Annotated in this window: 15 protein-coding genes and 1 pseudogene; 1 reads left to right on the forward strand and 15 read right to left on the reverse strand. The window is 60.0% G+C overall.

The genetic code is table 11. The annotated features are described in order from the left end of the window. Positions 1 to 21: 21 nt before the first annotated feature. From OKW39_RS09570 to OKW39_RS09605, 8 genes and pseudogenes are all read right to left on the reverse strand, one after another. Positions 22 to 828: pseudogene (locus OKW39_RS09570) on the reverse strand (acyltransferase family protein); the annotation flags it as partial. A 261-nt stretch (positions 829 to 1,089) separates the two neighbouring features. Further along, complete coding sequence (locus OKW39_RS09575; RefSeq protein ID WP_429562507.1) at positions 1,090 to 1,716, reverse strand: NUDIX domain-containing protein; 627 nt, start codon at positions 1,714 to 1,716, stop codon at positions 1,090 to 1,092. After that, positions 1,661 to 2,095 (reverse strand): GNAT family N-acetyltransferase, encoded by a 435-nt coding sequence (locus OKW39_RS09580; RefSeq protein WP_429562508.1) that lies wholly within the window; start codon positions 2,093 to 2,095, stop codon positions 1,661 to 1,663. The genes OKW39_RS09575 and OKW39_RS09580 overlap by 56 nt, the downstream gene beginning before the upstream one ends. Before the next feature lie 127 nt (positions 2,096 to 2,222). After that, positions 2,223 to 2,615 carry a hypothetical protein gene (locus OKW39_RS09585; RefSeq protein WP_429562509.1) on the reverse strand — a complete coding sequence of 131 codons (393 nt, stop codon included), beginning with the start codon at positions 2,613 to 2,615 and terminating at the stop codon, positions 2,223 to 2,225. A 160-nt stretch (positions 2,616 to 2,775) separates the two neighbouring features. Continuing rightward, complete coding sequence (locus OKW39_RS09590) at positions 2,776 to 3,252, reverse strand: GNAT family N-acetyltransferase (protein ID WP_429563478.1); 477 nt, start codon at positions 3,250 to 3,252, stop codon at positions 2,776 to 2,778. Positions 3,253 to 4,303: 1,051 nt separating this feature from the next. Further along, positions 4,304 to 6,553 (reverse strand): LamG-like jellyroll fold domain-containing protein, encoded by a 2,250-nt coding sequence (locus tag OKW39_RS09595; RefSeq protein WP_429562510.1) that lies wholly within the window; start codon positions 6,551 to 6,553, stop codon positions 4,304 to 4,306. A gap of 432 nt (positions 6,554 to 6,985) precedes the next feature. Beyond that, a complete protein-coding gene (locus OKW39_RS09600) occupies positions 6,986 to 7,417 on the reverse strand; it encodes a hypothetical protein (protein ID WP_429562511.1) in 432 nt (143 codons plus the stop codon). An 847-nt stretch (positions 7,418 to 8,264) separates the two neighbouring features. Then, positions 8,265 to 9,059, reverse strand: a complete 795-nt coding sequence (locus tag OKW39_RS09605; RefSeq protein ID WP_429562512.1) for a hypothetical protein — start codon at positions 9,057 to 9,059, stop codon at positions 8,265 to 8,267. Positions 9,060 to 9,246: 187 nt separating this feature from the next. Between OKW39_RS09605 and OKW39_RS09610 the strand changes: the two genes are divergently transcribed. After that, positions 9,247 to 10,799, forward strand: a protein-coding gene (locus OKW39_RS09610) for an IS3 family transposase (protein ID WP_244168772.1) whose coding sequence is annotated in 2 segments (ribosomal slippage) — positions 9,247 to 9,709 and positions 9,709 to 10,799 — 1,554 coding nt in all. Because the reading frame shifts where the segments join, the coding sequence is not laid out codon by codon here. On the opposite strand, the gene OKW39_RS09615 is transcribed toward OKW39_RS09610, so the two are convergent. From OKW39_RS09615 to OKW39_RS09645, 7 genes are all read right to left on the reverse strand, one after another. After that, entirely contained in the window at positions 10,782 to 11,573 is a 792-nt protein-coding gene (locus OKW39_RS09615) for a hypothetical protein (protein ID WP_429562513.1), read from the reverse strand. The two genes, OKW39_RS09610 and OKW39_RS09615, sit on opposite strands and share 18 nt — an antisense overlap. A 628-nt stretch (positions 11,574 to 12,201) precedes the next feature. Beyond that, on the reverse strand, positions 12,202 to 13,542 hold the full coding sequence (locus OKW39_RS09620) for a serine hydrolase domain-containing protein (protein ID WP_429562514.1): 1,341 nt from the start codon (positions 13,540 to 13,542) through the stop codon (positions 12,202 to 12,204). A 22-nt stretch (positions 13,543 to 13,564) separates the two neighbouring features. Then, the gene (locus OKW39_RS09625; protein ID WP_429562515.1) at positions 13,565 to 13,930 is read right to left on the reverse strand and encodes a BON domain-containing protein; all 366 of its coding nucleotides are present in this window, start codon (positions 13,928 to 13,930) and stop codon (positions 13,565 to 13,567) included. A gap of 59 nt (positions 13,931 to 13,989) precedes the next feature. Beyond that, on the reverse strand, positions 13,990 to 15,048 hold the full coding sequence (locus OKW39_RS09630) for a porin (protein WP_429562516.1): 1,059 nt from the start codon (positions 15,046 to 15,048) through the stop codon (positions 13,990 to 13,992). Between the two features lie 102 nt (positions 15,049 to 15,150). Then, positions 15,151 to 16,455 carry an MFS transporter gene (locus OKW39_RS09635; protein ID WP_429562517.1) on the reverse strand — a complete coding sequence of 435 codons (1,305 nt, stop codon included), beginning with the start codon at positions 16,453 to 16,455 and terminating at the stop codon, positions 15,151 to 15,153. A gap of 67 nt (positions 16,456 to 16,522) precedes the next feature. Beyond that, the gene (locus OKW39_RS09640; RefSeq protein WP_429562518.1) at positions 16,523 to 17,620 is read right to left on the reverse strand and encodes a CaiB/BaiF CoA transferase family protein; all 1,098 of its coding nucleotides are present in this window, start codon (positions 17,618 to 17,620) and stop codon (positions 16,523 to 16,525) included. A gap of 58 nt (positions 17,621 to 17,678) precedes the next feature. After that, positions 17,679 to 18,860 (reverse strand): acyl-CoA dehydrogenase family protein, encoded by a 1,182-nt coding sequence (locus tag OKW39_RS09645; RefSeq protein WP_429562519.1) that lies wholly within the window; start codon positions 18,858 to 18,860, stop codon positions 17,679 to 17,681. Positions 18,861 to 18,867: the final 7 nt, after the last annotated feature.

Below are 18,867 nucleotides of genomic sequence, written 5' to 3' on the forward strand. Positions count from 1 at the left end.
CCAGCTGGAAAGAACCTTCGTCAGGAAACCTTCACCCGCATAAATGATGAGCGCGGTCCCCGCGACAGGAAGGATCGCCCTCCAACCGGGATAGACATCGTCCGCGCGAAGATCGAATACCGCGGCCAACAACAGGGCCGCGCCCACAACCGCCACGAGGTTCGCAGCGCCGCGACGCGGTCTGGCCGGGAGCAGAGCCACCACCGACCCAGCCATGAACTCCCACGCGCGGCCCCATAGCAGGTAAAAGGCGCTCGGCTGATGCGCAGGCGTATGGACGACACACCATACCAGCGACGATAGACCGACAACGCCAAACAGCAACCATCCCGCCGCCTTCCGCCTCGCCCCGGCCGCTGGCCAGAACAGCGCGCACGTGATCGCGAACATGAGGTAGAACTGAGACTCAACCGCGAGCGACCACGTATGCAAAAGAATGTTCGAGCGCGCGTCGGGCGCGAAATATCCACCCGCGTCGCCGAGGAACGCGTAGTTCGACCGGAACAAAAGCGCCGCCGTGCCGTTCCGAACAAGCCTGCTGAAGTCATCGGGCAGGTAGAACAGCGTCGCCCATATCCAGCATCCGATCACCGTCATCAAAAGGGCTGGAAATATCCGGCGAAGACGGTTCAACAGGAATTGAACGGCGGAGTATTGGCGCTTTTGGAGTCTGCCATGTGCGATCGACGTCAGCAGGAAGCCCGAGATGACGAAAAACACGTCTACGCCGACATATCCACCGTCGAAATACCTGACGCCATAGTGAAAGAGAACAACTGCTATAACCGCGATCGCGCGCAGGCCATTTATGTCTTTTCTAAATTCCATACTTGGCGGTTGGGCCAGCTAGTGCCGCCCGAACTAAATTCATTCTGGTAGTTGCGCAGGGCGCTCCCTCATGCCGCCACGCGCTCGACAAAACCCAACAGTTTAACGGCTTCCCGGGTAACCCCACCGTTCTGTGCATCAGAAACCGGATTGCGTCGCCTCGATAGTCAGCCCAGATTGTTAGCGATTCGAGCTGCTATGTTGACTGACCGCTCCTGGCCGGCCGCTGCCGATCACGCGTAGCTGACTTGCCATCAGCTTTTAGAACTTGCGGAACAAATCGTCGATCGAATACGGTAATGCCAGTTCGGGCATTTCGTGCCTTTTGAAATACCGGGTGGACTTGGTTTCGGTGTCGGTAGGAATTCCGGAACCGCCAGTGATCTTGCACTGAAACAACGTCGCAACGTATTCAACCTGATCGCCATTGGGATACGTGTACCGGAATGCTCGGCCGCCGAAGACGCCGAGAATGCCATGAATGCGGATGGCGTAGCCGGTCTCTTCCATCACCTCCCGGGCAATTGCTTCTTGGGGGCTTTCACCCAGTTCAATTGCCCCAGCTGGCAAACTCCAAGCCTCATCCGAAGATTTCTCTTGCAAGAGAAGTCTGCCCTCGTGATCGTGAATCACGGCCCCAACCGACGGGCTCAGTATCAAACCATTACCGACCTTCTGTCTTAACCAACCGATGTAGCTCTCGTTATTCAAAATGCCACCCGCATAGGAAAGTCGAACCGTTGAGATAGAAAACCGAACCTCGGCATCGGAGGCGATTGTCGCGGATCTGAACGGCCTTGTCGAACGGCCGAAAGTGGCCCGAACGGTGCCGCTAGCCTTGTTCGTCCGGCGAGAGCCCCAACGCTTTGCACAAGAAGTGGCGTTCATGCTGGCCACTAAATCCTGAAAGGCGACCGAATTCCGAATAGCCAAGCTTCCTGTAGAAACCAAGAGCCTGAAAGCTAAGCGTATCTAAAAACGCATGCTTGCAGCCTCGCCTCGCTGCTTCTGTCTCGGCTGCTACCATCAACTCCGATGCCAAACCTCTATCGCGGTGGTCTTCGTGGACCCACAAAAACTGTATTTCGAGGTATTCCCAATATGTCTTCGCCGTCACTCCGCCAATGACGCGTTCTTCATCGTCTCGAATGAAAACGCACAATGAACGGACATCTTCCGTTGTGAACGCTGCGTTATACGCTCGGGTCTGAGCGATCACAAACGCTTCATCGCGCTCGTCAGGACTATCGGTTAATTCGATGCGCATAAGAATGGCGGAGAGACATGAATTTTCAGATTGTCGGCGATCTGTACAGTGTTGTCGAACGTCCGAAGTTGGCCGGACCCGGTCTCAGCTCTCGCTGGCCGACCGTGCGACGAACACCAGGATCAATTCATTCCTCAGCAGCGATTGCGTGTTTCACCTTTGGGTCGAAATGATTTCGATACCAGTTGGCCATGCCATGCACCATGTCGCCCCCTGGTGGTGCTTCCCCCGCACCGATCAATTCGGCACAGGCCGCGATAACAGCAGTCAGGATTCTTGCTGACTCGGGGACGTAGGGCTGGTCAAGGCCCTGTTCATGCCGCTGGCGAATCACTTCGTAGCGCGCGTTTTCGGGTAAGGTCCATGCGCTTACCAAAAAATCCTGTACGCTTACCCGCTGTCCGTTGACCTCCACCGTCCGACCTCGGTGCTGTTCCGCATAGCCCGCTTGTTCCAACGACTCACAGCTATCGATCGCTGAATTAATGACATCGCGTATTAGCTTCCAATCGGTTTCCATTTCGCCTCGCTTTGAATTTAGACAGTAGGCGTGCGAGAACCGCGCCCTCGCGGCTCACCACGATAACCCGGATTGTCGATGATTCGCTAGGTCGCATCGAAGGTCCCTTCATGGCCGACCGCTGCCCGACGCGAGTGGCAGTCGTCGGCCCGGGGGCAACCTACACCGGGACGGCGAGACGCTTCGTCATCGGCACGCAAGCCAATTCCAGTCCACGCGCGGTGCGGTACGTCGAAACCGAATCGCCCGACCAACCGCAGCGACGATAGAAAGGTGCCGCGTTCAGCGTTGCATCGAGGTGCATCGTGGTAACGCCGTGATCGCCGGCCAACGATTCGAGAAATTGCAGCATCTCACGCCCAATGCCATGCCCCATGTGAGAGGGCCGCACAAAGATAGCGTCGACTTGGCCATTTGCCACCGTGAGCATTCCTGTACCAATGACTAGTTCCTCATCCGTAGCAACATAGAAGTCACGTTCAACGACGCTGGCCCATTTCTCGGTGGGCGTACCGTTGACCCATGCCGAGAGAGCCGCTGCGGGATAGTGATCGGCGCATGCAGCATGCACCGAGGTTTTACGAATATGCCACGCATCGAACACGTCATCGCAGGTCGCTTTTCGTATGGTCAGCATGCGGCGCTCCTCGACTCGAGCGGCCAAGTCGCCACGTCCGAAAGGTTCCGAGAAACGGGATTGCGCTTTTTGTAATGCATGCATTCACTCCTATTTGCGCCAATGCAATTCGGAGCGAATGAAAAGACACGGCCCCGTCATGACTGGCGGGGCCGTTGAGAAAGTCTACATGTGATCTTTGAACGTCACGACTCCCACGGCTCGCCATCGGCGGTCATGGTGCACATCACGAAGTTGAGAGCAGTGCAGTTCATAAAAGTATATTGCCCAACGAAAACGATGCAGTCAATGACGGCCTGCCGATTGTCAACAATCTACGGGGGCGTGCCGAATGTCCCAAAGTGGCCGGTCCCTGCCTGACGGCGGCCGGCAGCACACGACCCGTTACTGCCTTTCAGTTTACTTTCTCGAACGTCATAACTTCACTACAAAGCGGCCGCTCTACGGCGACGATCCTTGGTTCCTCCCTATGCGTTCGGGATCAGGTGTTATGTCAAACGAGCGTAGGTCGTGCTTCCGACATTACCTGACGGCTTCTCCTCAAAATTCCAGACTTAAACCTGACAATCCCGCCGCTAACGCACGTCAACGTCCGAATCTTGACGGCACCCCGACCCGAGCGCAAAGGCAGGAGCCCGCGCGAGCTGATGACCGATGAGCCACACCCGCACTGGCTCACCCTGCTCGGGCTCGGCGAACTGCAAGCTCGCCAGGGCTGACCGCCCGCGGTCGAATCCTTCGACCGGTTTCGTACCCCTTACAAAAACGCCGCCCTCATGAGCGGCGCGGCCCAGCTCGTCCATGTTACCGAATTGGGCGGTTTCTGAGCCGCGCCCTGACGCCAGTGCGGTGAAGGCGCGCGTGGCGTTCTTCGCGAGGCCGCGACAGCGCACCTTGCCGGAACCCCACAGCCGCCGGTTACACCCCTGCATGAACTGACACGCACAAGCTGTTCGACCACATCGGTATTTCGCGCTGCGGACGCGAGCTGACGGTGAAGGAAGGCATGTCGTTGCGAGACCAATCGCTGGCCAGGGCACAGGACGATCGCTCAGACGGATAGTGAGCCCTGCGCCAGTGCAGCGATCTGACTGGCGGACAGCGCGCCGCGATAGATGCGGAACTCGTCGACCAAGCCGTTGAAGTACGGGTTTTCCTGGAACTGAGAACGCCCGACCCAGTTCTGCGCGGTTGGACCAATGCGCCACGGCGCGAATGGGACGTTGCTCAGACTCTTCACGGCAGCACCGTTGACATAGAGTGTCAGCGTTGAGCCCGAGAGTGTCACGGCCACGTGTGTCCATTGGCCTGTCGGCAATGCCGCGGTTCCGTCGAGGTGATAATCGCCGTGACTGCCGTTTGTCGTGATCCCAAAGCGCATGACATTGACACCGCTTGCCTTCGGCGATAAGAACATGTAGCGTCCGGTGCCGGACCCGAAATCGAATACGCGCTGCCAGGATGCACCGCCTTTCCAGTTGACCCAAACCGCAGCCGAGAAATCAGACAGGTCGGCGACGATGTTGTCTGGTAGGCTCACATAGCCGCTGACACCATCGAGCGAAACTGCATTGCCGGACTTGCCCGCCACATGCGTGACACCGCCGACGAGCGCGCTCGTGTGGCCATTGCCACTCGAATCGGCGGCGCTCGTACCACTCGTCTCGTCAAAAGGCAAGTAGGTATGCAACTGCACCGCCGTTACGGCGACGGCTTCCGCCGAATCCGCACTTTCGCCTGAAGGCGTCTGCGCGCTCACGACGTAGTACCATGTGCCGGACAACGGACTGTCGGTGTAGGTCAGCAGGTCGGTAATACCGGTGGCGACCGTCGTGTACGGACCACCCGTTGTTGCGGCGCGCTTCACGTTATAGCTTGTGCCATTGCTCACGCCCCACCACGACAGCACAACCTGTCCCGCGGTCGACCAGGCCGTGAGCCCGCTCGGCGCGGCGGCCGGCGTCCCCGGATCGAGCGTGGAAGTGAGCGTGCCGTAGCCGAGCTGATCAAAAGGTCCGCTAACGTTGCCCGTGGGTCCGCCTTCCGGCTGCATCAGCAGCGCCATCTGTTGCGTCCACGGCGCCGCTAGCCCCTTTCGATTGACGTAGTGGTTGTACACGAGCGCCCAGCATCGACGGAGCGTAGGCTGCGAGTCGGTCGATAACTGTGTTTGCGTGACGTCCACGTTGGAATACGTCACATAAGGCATGGTATAGAACGTCGTGCCGTCCGGTTGATGGAGATTGGACTTTGCGACGTACTCCGCGCCTGCCAGGAATCGATTGTTGTCGAAGCCGTAGAGATCGATGCCCTGATTCCAGGCCATTTCGCAGATGATGCCGCCCAGCGCAATGCCGAGCGTGGTGTGTCCCTGGTCTCGCCCGGTTTCCTGCCACTGCCCAAGGTAGCCGGGATGGAGGTAGTAGACGGCTTGCCGGATCGCTCCGTTGCCCGTTCCGAACAGAAAGTAGTTGACCGCTTCGTCGAACAGAGTCTGGTCGTCGCAAAGCACGCCGATCGCCATGATCGATGCAATGTTGCAAAGGTCCCAATTGGCCCAATAGTGCGTGATGTCCGTGCCGTTGTGTCGGTTGAGAAAGTCGACGTTGATCGGATAGAAGACATTGAGCATCATTGACTGGAACGCGGCAAGGTTGGCTGCCGACAAGCCGGGGTAGGTGCGCATGATCTCGCCAACAATGGCGAACTCGTACCCGTAGATGCCCGCCGCGAGCGCCGCGTTCGTGTCTCCGGCAATGTCCTGCAGCGTCGAAGACCATGCATTCATTATTTGGACGGCCTGATCGGCGTGCCTGGTATCGCCGGTGACCTTCCAGTACAACGCATTCGCGTAGGCGGCTGCGATATTCTGCATGAGATGCGGGTAACTGCCCCCGGTCGACGTGCGTGTAATCTCAGCCTGCGCGAGCAGGGTTTGACCCGTGTTTGAATGGCCGTTTGCAAGGAGCGTTTGCCAGCCAGCGAACCAGGGCGAGGCTTGTGCAGCGACCTTCTGGGCCATCCGGTCAAAATCACCCTGCACATTCGAAAGTCCCGGGTGAATGAAGCTGCCGCTCGTCGTCACGCTGGGCTCGCCCGTCGCCGCTTGCGCGAACGTCGTGACCGCGACGTCGCCCAACGCCGTGGTCGACGCGCGCGCCACTGCGGTTTCGCCGCTGCCGCCGCTGCTGCTGCTGCCGGTGCCGCCGCCGCATGCCGTCAGCGCGAGCGCGCCGAGGCTATGCAGGAAGGTGCGCCGTGAAATTCCCGCGCCGAAATCGCTCTTCTTCGTTTCATCCATCTATGGTTACTCCGGCTATGTGGCCATGGTTGAAAAGCACTGCCGCCGATAATTCCGCCGGTCGCGCCGCAAACGTTTGCGTCAAGCAGCGCGAGCACCCGCGCGGCGAGAAGCACCTTCTGTTTGGTTAACGGAAGGATTGCAGGGCCCTTTAGCGAAAACTGGGTAGGAATTTTCTGAAATCGGTTCGCGCGTCCGCACTGCCACGGATGCTGGAGGTCGCACCTTCGAGCGCGTGGCAAACATCTCTCTCCGGGTCTTACCGGTGCACGATCATTGCGCCCACGCTGTTTGCTGCTGGGCCGACGGCAATTTCCCATTGCTTGGAACAGTGCCGCCGTATCGGTCAGGGGCCGGCTTCATGAAAGGCGTGAAGCGACGCCTCGAGCAGATCGGGTGCGGGAGAAGCAGAGCCCGCCGGTGCGCCCATTTTTACGGTGCATTGATCCGGTCGAGGATCTTCTGCCCATCGGATGCGCCCGACATTGTTCTCAGAAAAACCACGTTGCGGCCGAGAATCTTCCGGATCTCTGCAGCCGACAGCGGTGAATCCAGCCGCACGAAGTCCGGGAGCTTCTGGTAATGACACTCATCCATGTTGCCTTGATGGTCGGTCTTGAGCGTTTTTCCCGTTCCCGTGCCGAACGCAACGATGCCCTTGCCATTTTCATAAAGGAACACGACGTCGTTCTTCTGGATGCGGTCGATGTTGAACTTCCACGGAGCATAGAAAGCTGCCGCGACGCCCTCGTTGAGCATGCGCTCGTGATCCTCGATGCGGTGGCGCTTGTTGGTGTTGAGGATGTGAAAGTGGCTTGCGCCCTCTGCGTCAGGCTCATCTGCCAAAATTTTAGAGTGATGCACTGCGGCCGATCATGTAAGTTTCTATATATGATAATGCCCTCTATCACATACAGGCCGGTCATAAAAAAACACAATCACATTGCTGGCTGTGATGACAGAGGCCCTGTCTTGGCGAGACGCACGCGAACGGATCGCTCAAACGGAAATCACCGTCGGGCGTATGGCCCATCTGCCGAATCATCGGTCATCGTCGCTTTGCAAGATGGCGGCTCGTCGCTCGTCAACAGACGTTCGCCAACCGACTGCGAATGCCCGCTCATGGCCGGTCACTGCCTCATGCAATCTGCATACGAGGCCTGAGCCATCGGAAGGCTGCGATCGGCAGCACGCGACCCGTTGCAGCCGCTCGATTCCGTACAGATTGAATGACTGCTTTCAAGGCCGTCAGCTGCCGCTCGCTGAACCGATCTGGAAGCACTGTCCCTCGCCTAATTGAGCCGATGACCAACGACAGCATCAGTTCCAGATGGTCGCCAAGTCGGTCGACGTCCTCACCTCAGAAAACCGACCGTACCTTTATCATGTCCGGAACGAACCGAAGCCCCTTTGTCCGCAACCCTTTTCAGCTTTCACCGACATCGACTGCATGTTGTGGCGTACGGCCATGCTCGATAAGAAGCGTTTGTCTTGACCACCGTGCGCTGCTCGTTGCCGCGTGAATCGTCCGGCACAGTTCCGCGGATGATTACCAAGGGCTTTTGCGGCGCTGTGACATGCGAAATTTTTCTGGCCGGCGGACGCCCTTTGATCCCGCGATTAGGCAAGGGAATTGTCCGCCAGACCGCGCCTCATCGATTTGCCATGCAGTCAGTTCGACCATGCCACACGTCAAACGGGCGCCAGCACACTATCCGTTGGGATACTGCTGGGCAATCAGATTCGCACGCAATGTAGCAAACTGGTTCGCCATGTCGCTCAATAGATAAACATCGCGACGGCGATTCGCGGGCTGTGACGCCTGCGAATCGTAGTTGACGGGCAGTGTCAGTCCCAGAGCGGCATAGGCATTCATGCTGCGTGCCCGCGAGGTTTGAATCGCGCGCTTCGCCTGGTCACGATGTGTGACGACAGCCACCGTCCCGAGTGCGGAAGCCGTCCCGCTGAGCGCGATGACCGCGGCCGCCACATCGTCGAGTGCGGGGTAGCTGATCGTGCCGTTACTTGCCACGGTAGGCGGCTTGACCGACTGAAGGTTCGTGCTGTTCATCTGATACTTCGAGGTCAGCACACTGGCCACTTCCCACTGTGCGTACACCATGACAGGCTTCGACTGATACAACTGATACACGGCATCTGCGATCGCTTCATTGATCGGCCCGGGCTGAGGCAGTTGCGATTGACTGCTGCCTTCGGCGGCCGGTCGGTCGCCAAAGCTGTACGCAATAATCGTGTTGATCTGGGTCGCGGCAACAGTGGGAAGATCCCAGCTAAAAAAGATGTCTGTGAGATAGGGTGTTTCGGTCGCGGCAACGGTGGAATCATTCAACTCCACATCGAGCTTGCCGAGCATTTGACGTTTGAGTTCAGTATCGGATACGAGCACGTCGGCCGCTCTTGCAGTGGTGCTGACGGCAAACGTAGCGGCGACAGCGGGCAAAGCCGCGGCCGTCGTCGCAAACAGGAATTTACGGCGTGATGACATAGGTAACCTCGATGTTTTTTTGACGCGTTGAAATCAGCCTTGCGGATAGGCTTGGGTAATAAGCGTCTGGGCTTTGACGCCCAACTGCACATACATGTCATGTACGAGGTAGACCCCCGGCGTCAGACTACTTGTCGTGTTATCTGAATCTTATAGACATGGTCCGGGGGCGGTAAAATCAGGGTGAATGAAAGCCTACTCAGCAGAAAGAAAAGAAGCGCTGGTGCGTCGCATGATGCCGCCGGAAAACGCGTTGGTCTCAGCGCTGGCCAGAGAAACGGGAATTACCGAACAGACGTTGTACACGTGGCGCCGACAGGCGAAAGGACAAGGGCTGGCCGTGCCGGGCGATGGGAAGAATCCCGAGGGATGGTCTTCGGAAGACAAGTTTGCAGTAGTGCTGGAAGCCGCCCCGCTCAACGCAGCGGAGCTGGCCGAGTACTGCCGGCGCAAAGGACTCTATCCCGAACAGATCGCGGCGTGGCGAGCGGCCTGCCAGGCAGCCAACGCGAATGCCACCGAGCAGGCACGCGAGCAGCGCCACCAGTCGAAAGACGACAAGCAGCGCATCCGGCAGCTCGAGAAGGAATTGCAGCGCAAGGAGAAGGCGCTAGCGGAAGCGGCGGCGCTGCTGATTCTGAGAAAAAAAGTCCAGGCGATCTGGGGAGACAAAGAGGACGATTGATCAACGTCCCGGATCGCCTGTTATGTATATCGTTGATACGCGAGGCGGCGCAGTCAGGCTGCCGGCTGGAGAAGGCTTGCGACGAGTTGGGCGTGAGCCTGCGCACGTTTCAGCGCTGGGTCGGTGACGGTGACACGGTACGTGCTGATGGTCGTACCACGACCGAACGGCCGCCGCCGGGCAACCAGTTGAGTGAGGCTGAACGGCAACAGATTCTTGAGGTAGCCAATAGTGCGGAGTTTGCCAGTCTGCCGCCCAGCCAGATCGTGCCGAGGCTGGCCGATCGCGGCGTGTATGTCGCATCGGAATCGAGCTTTTACCGCGTGCTGCGCAGCGCCTCGCAGCAGCACCATCGTGGTCGTGCGCGCAAGCCCTCGACCCGGGTAGTGACCAGTCATTGCGCGACGGCGCCCAATCAGGTCTGGTCGTGGGACATCACCTGGGTACCTGCGGCGGTCAAAGGACAGTATTACTACTGGTACATGATGCTGGACGTGTTCAGCCGCAAGATTGTCGGTCACGAAGTGCATGAGGCCGAATCGGCAGAACTGGCCGCGTTGCTGATGCGGCGTGCCAGTCTGGCAGAGGGCCTGGCAGGACGTCCCCTGGTGCTGCACTCGGATAATGGCAGCCCGATGAAAGGTGCGACGATGCTTGCCACCCTGGAGAACCTGGGGGTCGTGGCCTCGTTTAGCCGACCACGCGTGAGTAACGACAACCCGTACGCAGAGTCGCTGTTCCGGACCTGCAAGTATCGGCCCGACTACCCGCGCAAGCCGTTCGGCAGCGTTGATGAGGCGCGGGCCTGGACGCAGCAGTTCGTGCGCTGGTACAACCATGAGCACAAACACAGCGGCCTCAAATTCGTCACGCCGGCCCAGTGTCATAACGGCGTGGCGAATGCAGTTCTTGCGCAACGTGAGATCGTTTATGCGGAGGCCAGGCAGCGCAATCCACGGCGTTGGTCCCGATCGACGCGCAACTGGAAATTGAAGGATGAAGTCTGGCTCAATCCGGAGCGCATGCAACCGGAAGAACTAAAGCAGTGCGCATGAGGTGACGCGACAAGTACGTTGACAACCGCCGTAGAGGGAGCGATTGCGCGTCCACGGCTGTCCTGACAACAGATCGTAGTTGACCGGTAACGTGACTTCTTTCACCGCATACGCGTTCATCCCACGGCCTATGGATGTCTGGATGCAGCGTTTCGCGTGATCGCGATGCCCGACTACCGCCACCGTTCCCATCGCCGCGCCCCCTCCTTCGCGCGCGACGATGTCTGCGGCGGCGCCGTCCGTACTGAGATAGACAATGGAACCGTCGCTGGCAACAACTGGTTCGACGGAATACAGGTTCGTACTATTCATCTGGTACTTGGACACCAGAAAGCGTGCGATTTCCCACTGCGCGAATACCTTGACCGGATTCAGTTGATAGATCTGATGCACTGCGTCCGCCAGTTCTTCATTGATCGGTCCCGGATCTGGAAGTGCAACCTGATTGGCGCCGGTGCTCGACGTGTTGCCGCTTGCGGCGTTCGGACGATTACCGAAACTGTATGCAACGATGGCGTTGACCTTTGCTGCGGGAATCAGCGGCAGATCCCACGTAAAGCCCACGTCCATCATATAAGGTTCGATCGTGCTCCCGGTTGTGGTGTCGTTGAGTTCGGCATTCAGCTTGCCGATCACTTGTGCTTGCAGTTCGGCATCGGAGATCGGCGTGTCGTTGGAAAGGCTGTTGCCGCCACATGCGCTGAGCGCAGATGCCAGGATCGGCAATGTCGCAGCTTTGGATGCGGAAGCAAGGAAGGTTCGTCTGTTGTGCATGACTTGTTGATGCCTTGATTTTGATCGGATTGAGTATGTATCCCGCAGGCAGATTTATCTGACCGGTTATTTGCGTGAACGGCAAAGCGGACAGTTTTTTGCGGACCAGAACCGTAGCAACCGGCTATTACAGCAACATTAATATTTTCCGACACGCGGATCTGTTGCAGCGCGTCCGTCCCGGATCGCGGTACAAGATGTCGATGGCACAGAAAAGCTGACGCCCGCTGCAAAACGTTTGCTCAGTGTCGGTTAGCTGACCGACACACGCCAACCGGCAAATGACAGCGTTGGTCAATAGAACAAGGTTAAAAAATCTTGAGCTGGACGGCCGTTCTCAAAGGTCTAACCGACATTGCTGTGTCTGAACGATGATGCGGGCGACTGGCCGCCTTTGGCCGCGTGCTGACCGATGCGGTCGGCAGAAGTCGACCCGGAGCCGCCCGTCACACACTGACGGCGAATGTCCGCTGAGCACCCACAAATCGGACGGTCGCCGACGGAGGCTAGTTATCCGCTCAGCGATTAGCACTTAAACAACGCGTACGGCCGCACCTAACTTTTACGTCGCCCGACCGATAACCGGGCTGCGCGTCGCGTTACCGCTCCCTGCTCGCACTGCGATGCGTTATCTGATCGCGGCACTGATCGCATGTGCGGCCTGGTTAAGCGCAGCGGCCGTATCGAGCGGCGCTCGCGGGATCGAGCGCCCCGCTGTCGCACTGGTCGGGCGCGCGGCCTGATCAGGCGAGGACGAGAACTTGACGATGGTGAGCTTCGTCTTCGGATCGACCAGGATCGATTGCCCAAAACGGCCGCCGGCCGCGAACGAGCCGTCTCCATCGTTCACCTGATACCAGTAGTCGCGATATGAGTAACCGGCGCGACCCGACGCGAGATTGCCCTTCGCGAAGGCGCCGGCATTATCCGCAGGCTTCAATGTGATGTGGGCAGTAGAAGCCGGGAGCAAAGTCGTCCGTCCCGCTTCGCCCAACCGCATTAACTCACCGAAACGTGCCGCGTCGCGAAGCGTCGTGTTGAAACCACCACTTGCCATTTCGGTGCCTTCACGATCGACCACGACATCGCCATCGTCTTCGGCGATTTTTTGCCAGATCGTGCGGGAGACGAGTTCGCTCCACGACTGCCCCGCCACGCGCCGTATCGCCCATGCGACGGCTTCGGGCGAGCCATTCTGGTAGAACCACACGTTTTCCGCCGTGGCTCCGGGCGTGGGGCGTGCCACCTTCAGGAAGTCGTAGATGCTGTCTGGGGCGCCGCTGCGGCGCGGAATAATGCCCACTGCGCCGAACAGCCCCAGATCGGGTGGAAGATCGGCCGGGTAGCTGACCGGCACCTCCATATCCAGATTTTGCTGGACCGTCGCGTCGCCGAACGGCGTGCCCGCGAGTTCGGGAACGTATGTCGAGAGTGTCGCCTGGGGGTCCAGTCGGCCTCCGTCAATCAGTTGCGCCGCAACGAGTCCCGTCACGGATTTGGTCATCGACGCCCACGCGTGCGTCTGCCGGGGCGTAAAGGAATTGAAGTAGCGCTCAAGCACCACCTTGCCGTCGTGAACGACGATGAAACCGTCGGTGTAGGAGCGCCGCAGATAATCGGTTAAGGTTAGCGTCGTTCCGTCGACAGTTAACTGCACCTTGTCGGGGTCGAGCGCCGCACCGGCAGGTAGCGGCAACGGCGTATGCGCGTGTTCGACATTAGCAGTAGGGCTCATCAGACGGGTATTGCGGAGCGCCCAGGCAAGGTTCGGGTAGCGCAGCGAGTTGGCCTTGGTCACGAGCTTGTCCGCAGGCGGAGGAAAGCCCTGCATGATGCCGAGTTCGACGGGGTCGCGAGATACCCCGACCTCCTGAGCATGCGTGGCCAGCGGCAACAGCGCGCCAATGACAAGCGCCACGGCGGTCGCGACGGGGCGAGTGGCGAGGTTACGATTTCGAGTATTTTTCATGGTTTTTCCCGGAAAGCAGGCATTACAGCGATGGCCCAGACAGGTGGATGAAGTTCTCAACGCTTGAGACGCCGGTGACCTGCTTTGCCGCTTCGACGGCCAGTGGAATCTGCACGTTATCCGACACCGAGCCGGAAAGCGTGATGTGGCCGCTTTGAGCCTTCACGAAGATGCGTGCGGCGTTGAGCCCTCGGGTGCGAGCCAGTGCCGTCGATACCCGGCGAGCGAGCTTCCTGTCCGCGGCCTTCCGTGCCTTGACGGACGTCGCGTCAGAGGCGGGGTTGGCGCCGCCCGCGGATGCGGCGCCCGACTGGGAAAATGCGCCGGCGGACGCCCCGATAAGCGCAGCCATGAGCAGAGCGCGGGGAATTCGAATAAGGATCGTCATGCGATTTCTTCAATAAAGTGAATGGGTGGGAACGGCCACGCGTAGGTGACGCCTCCCTTCTAGAAGCGCGTCATTAGACCGAGTGACACGCCGGTCATCGTATGGCCACCGGGATTCAGGCCGAGTGCGGTGATGTTGGCGGGATCGTAACGATAGGCGCCTGAAAATCCGTTCCGATCGAATTCCGCGTAGAGTTCGGTCTGCTTCGACAGAAAATACTCGGCAATTGCAAACGTTGTGACTTTATGGCCGTTTGCCGACGCGACATTGCCAAGATTACTGGCAATATCTTCAATGAGAGCCGCCGTGAACTGCCAAGCTGGCGTGACCAACCAGACGACTCCACCGCCCGGAATCTTGTCGCGACGCCGGGCAGCAAGCGGTGTGGCGCCGGTGACGGTGAGGTCGGCATAATTCAGGTAAAGGCGCGCCGGTCCGAGCTGGAGCGTGCCGCCGGTCTGGAACGTTTGCGCCCACTGTGTCGCGGTCGCGTTCCAGGTTTTCTGATAGGACACGCCGCCGAGCGCCGGTCCCCACTGGTACAAGGCTGCGCCCGAGAAGTTCGTCGCCGCACGGGAATTGCCCGCGACGCCGCCTGGAGAATAGCTCGCCGCCAGGCGAAAGCCGCCCGCCTGTCCGATGTACTTAACGGTGTTATTGAAGCGCGAGTCCAGTGTGAAATAGTTAGCGCTATATACCACGCCTGGTTCGATCGCAATGGACTGTCCGCGCCCACCCGCCGGATCGATGAGAATGCCGAGGTCTTCGTTTGCGTTCAGTTGCCGGCCAAAGGTCAGGCGGCCAAAATTGCCAGTCAAACCGACGAACGCAGCCTGCGAAAACAAGGTGCCCGAGGTCTTCACCGCGCCGGTGCCGCTGTTGAACGCTCCCTCCAGTTTGAAGATGGCCTTCAGGCCGCCACCCAGGTCTTCTTTGCCAGTGAATCCGAACTGGTTGCCGGCAATGATATTGTTGTTGTAACCGACCACGCTGCCGCCCTTGGAGCCGTTCGTCCAGCGAAGACCGCCGCCGACATCGCCATACAACGTCACGCTCGACTGCGCACAGGCCACTCCCGAGAGCAGGCTTATCAGCGTCGCACCAAGAACCCTCTTCATACGTTTCCTTTGTTTTCTATTGGTATTATTACGGATAACTAATTGATCGCGTCCGTCCACACGTGTCGCGGAACGCACTCAAAGACGGTGAGGCGCGGTGTTTCAGCCAGGATCGGCGACGCTACGCAGGACTGGGGCGCCGGACACGCCACCGGCGAGGCGCCGTTGCGAGCGCTGCGGGTCAAGGCAGAATGCGCAAAGCAGGCCGCATCCCAGCAGCACCACGCCGCAGGCGACGCACGCCTGCTCGAAGCCGCGCGCGGTGGACCGGCCGGCGCCGTCGATCAGCAGCCCGGTGACGATCGGCGCGGCAAGTCCGGCGAGCGATGAAAATCCGTTGCTCAATGCGAGGACGCCGCCCCGTTGCGAATCGGGGGTGACTTCGCCCAACATGGCAGGCCCGATCGAATACATGGCAAGCGTCATGCCACTGCCGAGCGTGAGCAGGATGAACTTCATCATGGGCGAAACGCCTGGCCACGCAAGCAAGGCAATCAGTGCGCCTGCCACGATCAGTGTGACGGCAAGGAAGCCGCCGCGACCGACTCTCGACGGCACCCCGTTCGCCAACAGGCGCTGCGACAGCCAGGCAAGCCCGAGGCTAAGGGGCGCAGTAATGGCGACGAATAACGCAAACATTCTGCCCGCGACATGCGGTTCATAACCCACTCCCTGTTGCAGCCAGGTTGGCGTCCAGGTGAGTGTCATGGCAAGTATCCAGTTGGCGGCGAAGTGCCCGGCAAAAACGCCCAGTACCGTTCGATCGGTCAGCAGCAGAGCGTACGGGACGCGCGCCGTGCGACCGGGACGTACGGGACTCGACAAACGACCTTCCGCGCCGAACACGAGCCACGCGATGCACCAGAGGCAGCCCAGCGCGGACAGCACGAGAAAGTTTGCCCGCCAGCCCCAGTGTGCCGTGATGGCCGGAATGCTCAGCCCCGCGACCAGCAGACCGAGCGCGCTCCCCTGATGCAGCACGGCGACAGGCAGGTTGCGCCTGGCGTCCGGAAACCACTTGTAAAGCGCATGCACGGCAACCGGCGAGGTCGGTCCTTCGCCGGCGCCGAGCAGCACACGGCACGCGATGATGCTCCAGATCGAACTGGCGACCAGCATCGGCAATTGCAGCAGGGCCCATGAGCCAGCCATCAGCAGCAACAGCCATTTTGTCGAAGCGCGATTCGCCGCGAGGCCGCCCAGCACGGCGGAAATCGAAAACAACCAGTTGAGGCTCCCGCCAATCAGCCCGAACTGCGTGGGGGACAGGTGAAGCTCACGCATCATCGGGATGGAAACGAGGCCGAGCACGACCTTGTCCAGAAAGTTCACGAGCATCATCAACGCAAGCATGATCGCGATAAACCACGCCCGTGCCGGCCGGTACCGGTTGTGTTCAATTGTCATTCGGGTTGTCTCCGTTATGGTGGGGACGTCTTTCGCGTCCCTGCGGTTGGTGTTGCTGAGGGCGGATCTAGCAGTCGTGCTGACCAAGCAGCGGGACAGTGTCGCTGGCGTCGGGCAGACCCGCTGAAAACTTCACGGGAAAGCGCACCGCCATGGTTGCGCCGTTAGCGAGTTCACGGACCATGCCGCGTTCGCGCACATGCGGATCGTCAAACAGCTCATGCGCATCAAGCAGCGGCGACACCGGCAGATCGAAAGACGCGAGCATGTCGAGCCATTCGGCAAGTGTGCGCTGCAAGAACATCTGCGTGAGCAGCGAGTTGACCTCGCGCTTGAACTGCTGCCTGCCGAGGCGCGACGCGAAGCGATCATCAGTCAACGCGGGATAGTCGGCTCCGAGCGCTTCGCACAGGTTCAACCAGAACTTGTTTTCCAGAATCCCCAACGCAAGATGCCGGCCGTCTCGCGTCGCGAAAAGATCGTTCTCGGACATGACGTTGGGCGATGCCAGCGGGCGGTCTGCATACTCGCGCGAGGTCCACGCGGCCGATGCAGTCCACGCCAACACACAGTCGTGAATCGATACGTCAAGATGCTGGCCGCGACCGTTCTGACGCGCGCTCATAACAGCAACCGCCAGCGCGAGCGCGGCGTGACTCGAGGCGGCGTAGTCCGCAAGCCGCACACGCGGGCGCGTGACCCGGTCGTCGACCTGGACCGGAATCGACCAGAAACCGCCGAGCGCCAGGTAATTGAGATCGTGGCCAGGCCGGGCCGCGTACGGGCCGGTCTGCCCGAATCCGGAAATCGAACACATCACGATGCGCGGATTCACTTCAGCGAGCGTCGAATAGTCGAGTCCAAGCCGTTTCATGACGCCTGGCCGGAAACCTTCGACGACTGCATCCGCACCGCGCACGAGCTCGAGCATGGCGGCCGTGCCTGCGGGACTCTTGAGGTCGAGCGCGACGGACCGTTTGCCGCGGTTGAGCTGGGCGAACACCTCGCGTCCGAGTTGCCGTGCCGGATCGCCGGTGCCCGGCGGTTCGACCTTGAGCACGTCCGCGCCCAGATGCATCAGCATGGACGTGGCATGCGGACCGGGCAACAACTGACTCAGGTCGATAACCTTGACGCCGTTCAGGCAGGACCATTCAGGTTTCATCGGTATCGCTTCCTTTTAGAGGCGTCCAGCATTCTTCGTGCGCATGTTGCCCCCTCTTTCAGGCCGGCGAGCCGGCCGGGTCGAGAATGACGCGGGCGATCGTATTGCGCTGGATTTCGCTCGTGCCCGTGAAAATGCGGAACATGCGCAGTTTCCGGAACGTCTGCTCGATTGGGTGGTGGCGCGTCACGCCGACGTTGCCGTGAATCTGCACGGCCTTGTCCGCAATCTCGAAGCAACGTTCCGACACGAACAGTTTGCAGGCCGCGGCCTTCATCCGCAGATCCGCGCCGGCGTCGGCGAGCGCGGCGGTCTGCGCGATCATGCTTTCGCACGCCCACAGCGCGGCGGCCATGTCGGCGAGCATGTGCTGGATTGCCTGAAAGCGCGCGATCGGGCCGCCGAACTGCCGGCGCGTACGCGCATAGTCGAGCGACGCTTCGTAGGCCGCCGTGGCGAGGCCGAGCATCGTCGGGCAATGCAGCAGGCGGTTCACGTTGATACGCGACATGCCGAGCTTGAAGCCGTTGCCCTCTCCGCCGAACACGTTTGCGCGAGGCACGCGCACGTCGACGAAGCGGATGTCCGCGTCGATGTGCTGTCCAGACATCGGCACGTATTGCTGTTCGACCGTCACGCCGGGCAGATCGAGGTCGACCAGCACCGCAGTGATCGCGGGTGGCGAGGCGCCGGCGTCCGTCACGCACATGACGATCGCAAAATCGGCAAACGGCGCGCCGCTGATGTAGTGCTTGATGCCATTGATCACGAGGTCGTCGCCGTCCACCACGGCCGAGGTGGTGATGCTCTGCGCATCCGAGCCGGAGTGGGGTTCGGTCAGCGCGAAGCAGGTCGATTTCTCCCCCCGGATTACCGGTTCGAAGTAGTGCACGAGCTGATCCGGCGTCGCGTACTTGAGCATGTTGCCGACGCGCGGCGGGCCGCCCAGGTCGCCGAGGACATGAGGCGCGAGCGCAGAACCGGATACGGCCAGATCCGCCTTGAGTGCGCATTGTTCGGTGATCGACAACCCGCGGCCACCGAGCTTGATGGGCAGGCAAGACGCGTAGAAGCCGAGTTGAGCGGAGCGGCGCCAGACACGGCGCAGCGTGTCGCGCGGCCAGACGTCTTCGCTGCCGAGGCCGAGTTCCTGCTCCAGCGGCAGCAATTCTTCCGCGATGAAACGGCGAATGCCCTCACGCGTTTCAATAAATGCCGGATTGTTCAGGTGATCGAACATGGTTGTC

This window comes from Paraburkholderia sp. MM6662-R1 (assembly GCF_050436245.1).
Taxonomy (GTDB): Bacteria; Pseudomonadota; Gammaproteobacteria; order Burkholderiales; family Burkholderiaceae; genus Paraburkholderia; species Paraburkholderia tuberum.

Excerpts from the sequence above, each read along its gene's own strand:
- OKW39_RS09575 (WP_429562507.1), bottom strand. The coding sequence starts at position 1,716 with ATGAACGCCACTTCTTGTGCAAAGCGTTGGGGCTCTCGCCGGACGAAC.
- OKW39_RS09580 (WP_429562508.1), bottom strand. The coding sequence starts at position 2,095 with ATGCGCATCGAATTAACCGATAGTCCTGACGAGCGCGATGAAGCGTTT.
- OKW39_RS09585 (WP_429562509.1), bottom strand. The coding sequence starts at position 2,615 with ATGGAAACCGATTGGAAGCTAATACGCGATGTCATTAATTCAGCGATC.
- OKW39_RS09590 (WP_429563478.1), bottom strand. The coding sequence starts at position 3,252 with ATGCTGACCATACGAAAAGCGACCTGCGATGACGTGTTCGATGCGTGG.
- OKW39_RS09595 (WP_429562510.1), bottom strand. The coding sequence starts at position 6,553 with ATGGATGAAACGAAGAAGAGCGATTTCGGCGCGGGAATTTCACGGCGC.
- OKW39_RS09605 (WP_429562512.1), bottom strand. The coding sequence starts at position 9,059 with ATGTCATCACGCCGTAAATTCCTGTTTGCGACGACGGCCGCGGCTTTG.
- OKW39_RS09615 (WP_429562513.1), bottom strand. The coding sequence starts at position 11,573 with ATGCACAACAGACGAACCTTCCTTGCTTCCGCATCCAAAGCTGCGACA.
- OKW39_RS09620 (WP_429562514.1), bottom strand. The coding sequence starts at position 13,542 with ATGAAAAATACTCGAAATCGTAACCTCGCCACTCGCCCCGTCGCGACC.
- OKW39_RS09625 (WP_429562515.1), bottom strand. The coding sequence starts at position 13,930 with ATGACGATCCTTATTCGAATTCCCCGCGCTCTGCTCATGGCTGCGCTT.
- OKW39_RS09630 (WP_429562516.1), bottom strand. The coding sequence starts at position 15,048 with ATGAAGAGGGTTCTTGGTGCGACGCTGATAAGCCTGCTCTCGGGAGTG.
- OKW39_RS09635 (WP_429562517.1), bottom strand. The coding sequence starts at position 16,455 with ATGACAATTGAACACAACCGGTACCGGCCGGCACGGGCGTGGTTTATC.
- OKW39_RS09640 (WP_429562518.1), bottom strand. The coding sequence starts at position 17,620 with ATGAAACCTGAATGGTCCTGCCTGAACGGCGTCAAGGTTATCGACCTG.
- OKW39_RS09645 (WP_429562519.1), bottom strand. The coding sequence starts at position 18,860 with ATGTTCGATCACCTGAACAATCCGGCATTTATTGAAACGCGTGAGGGC.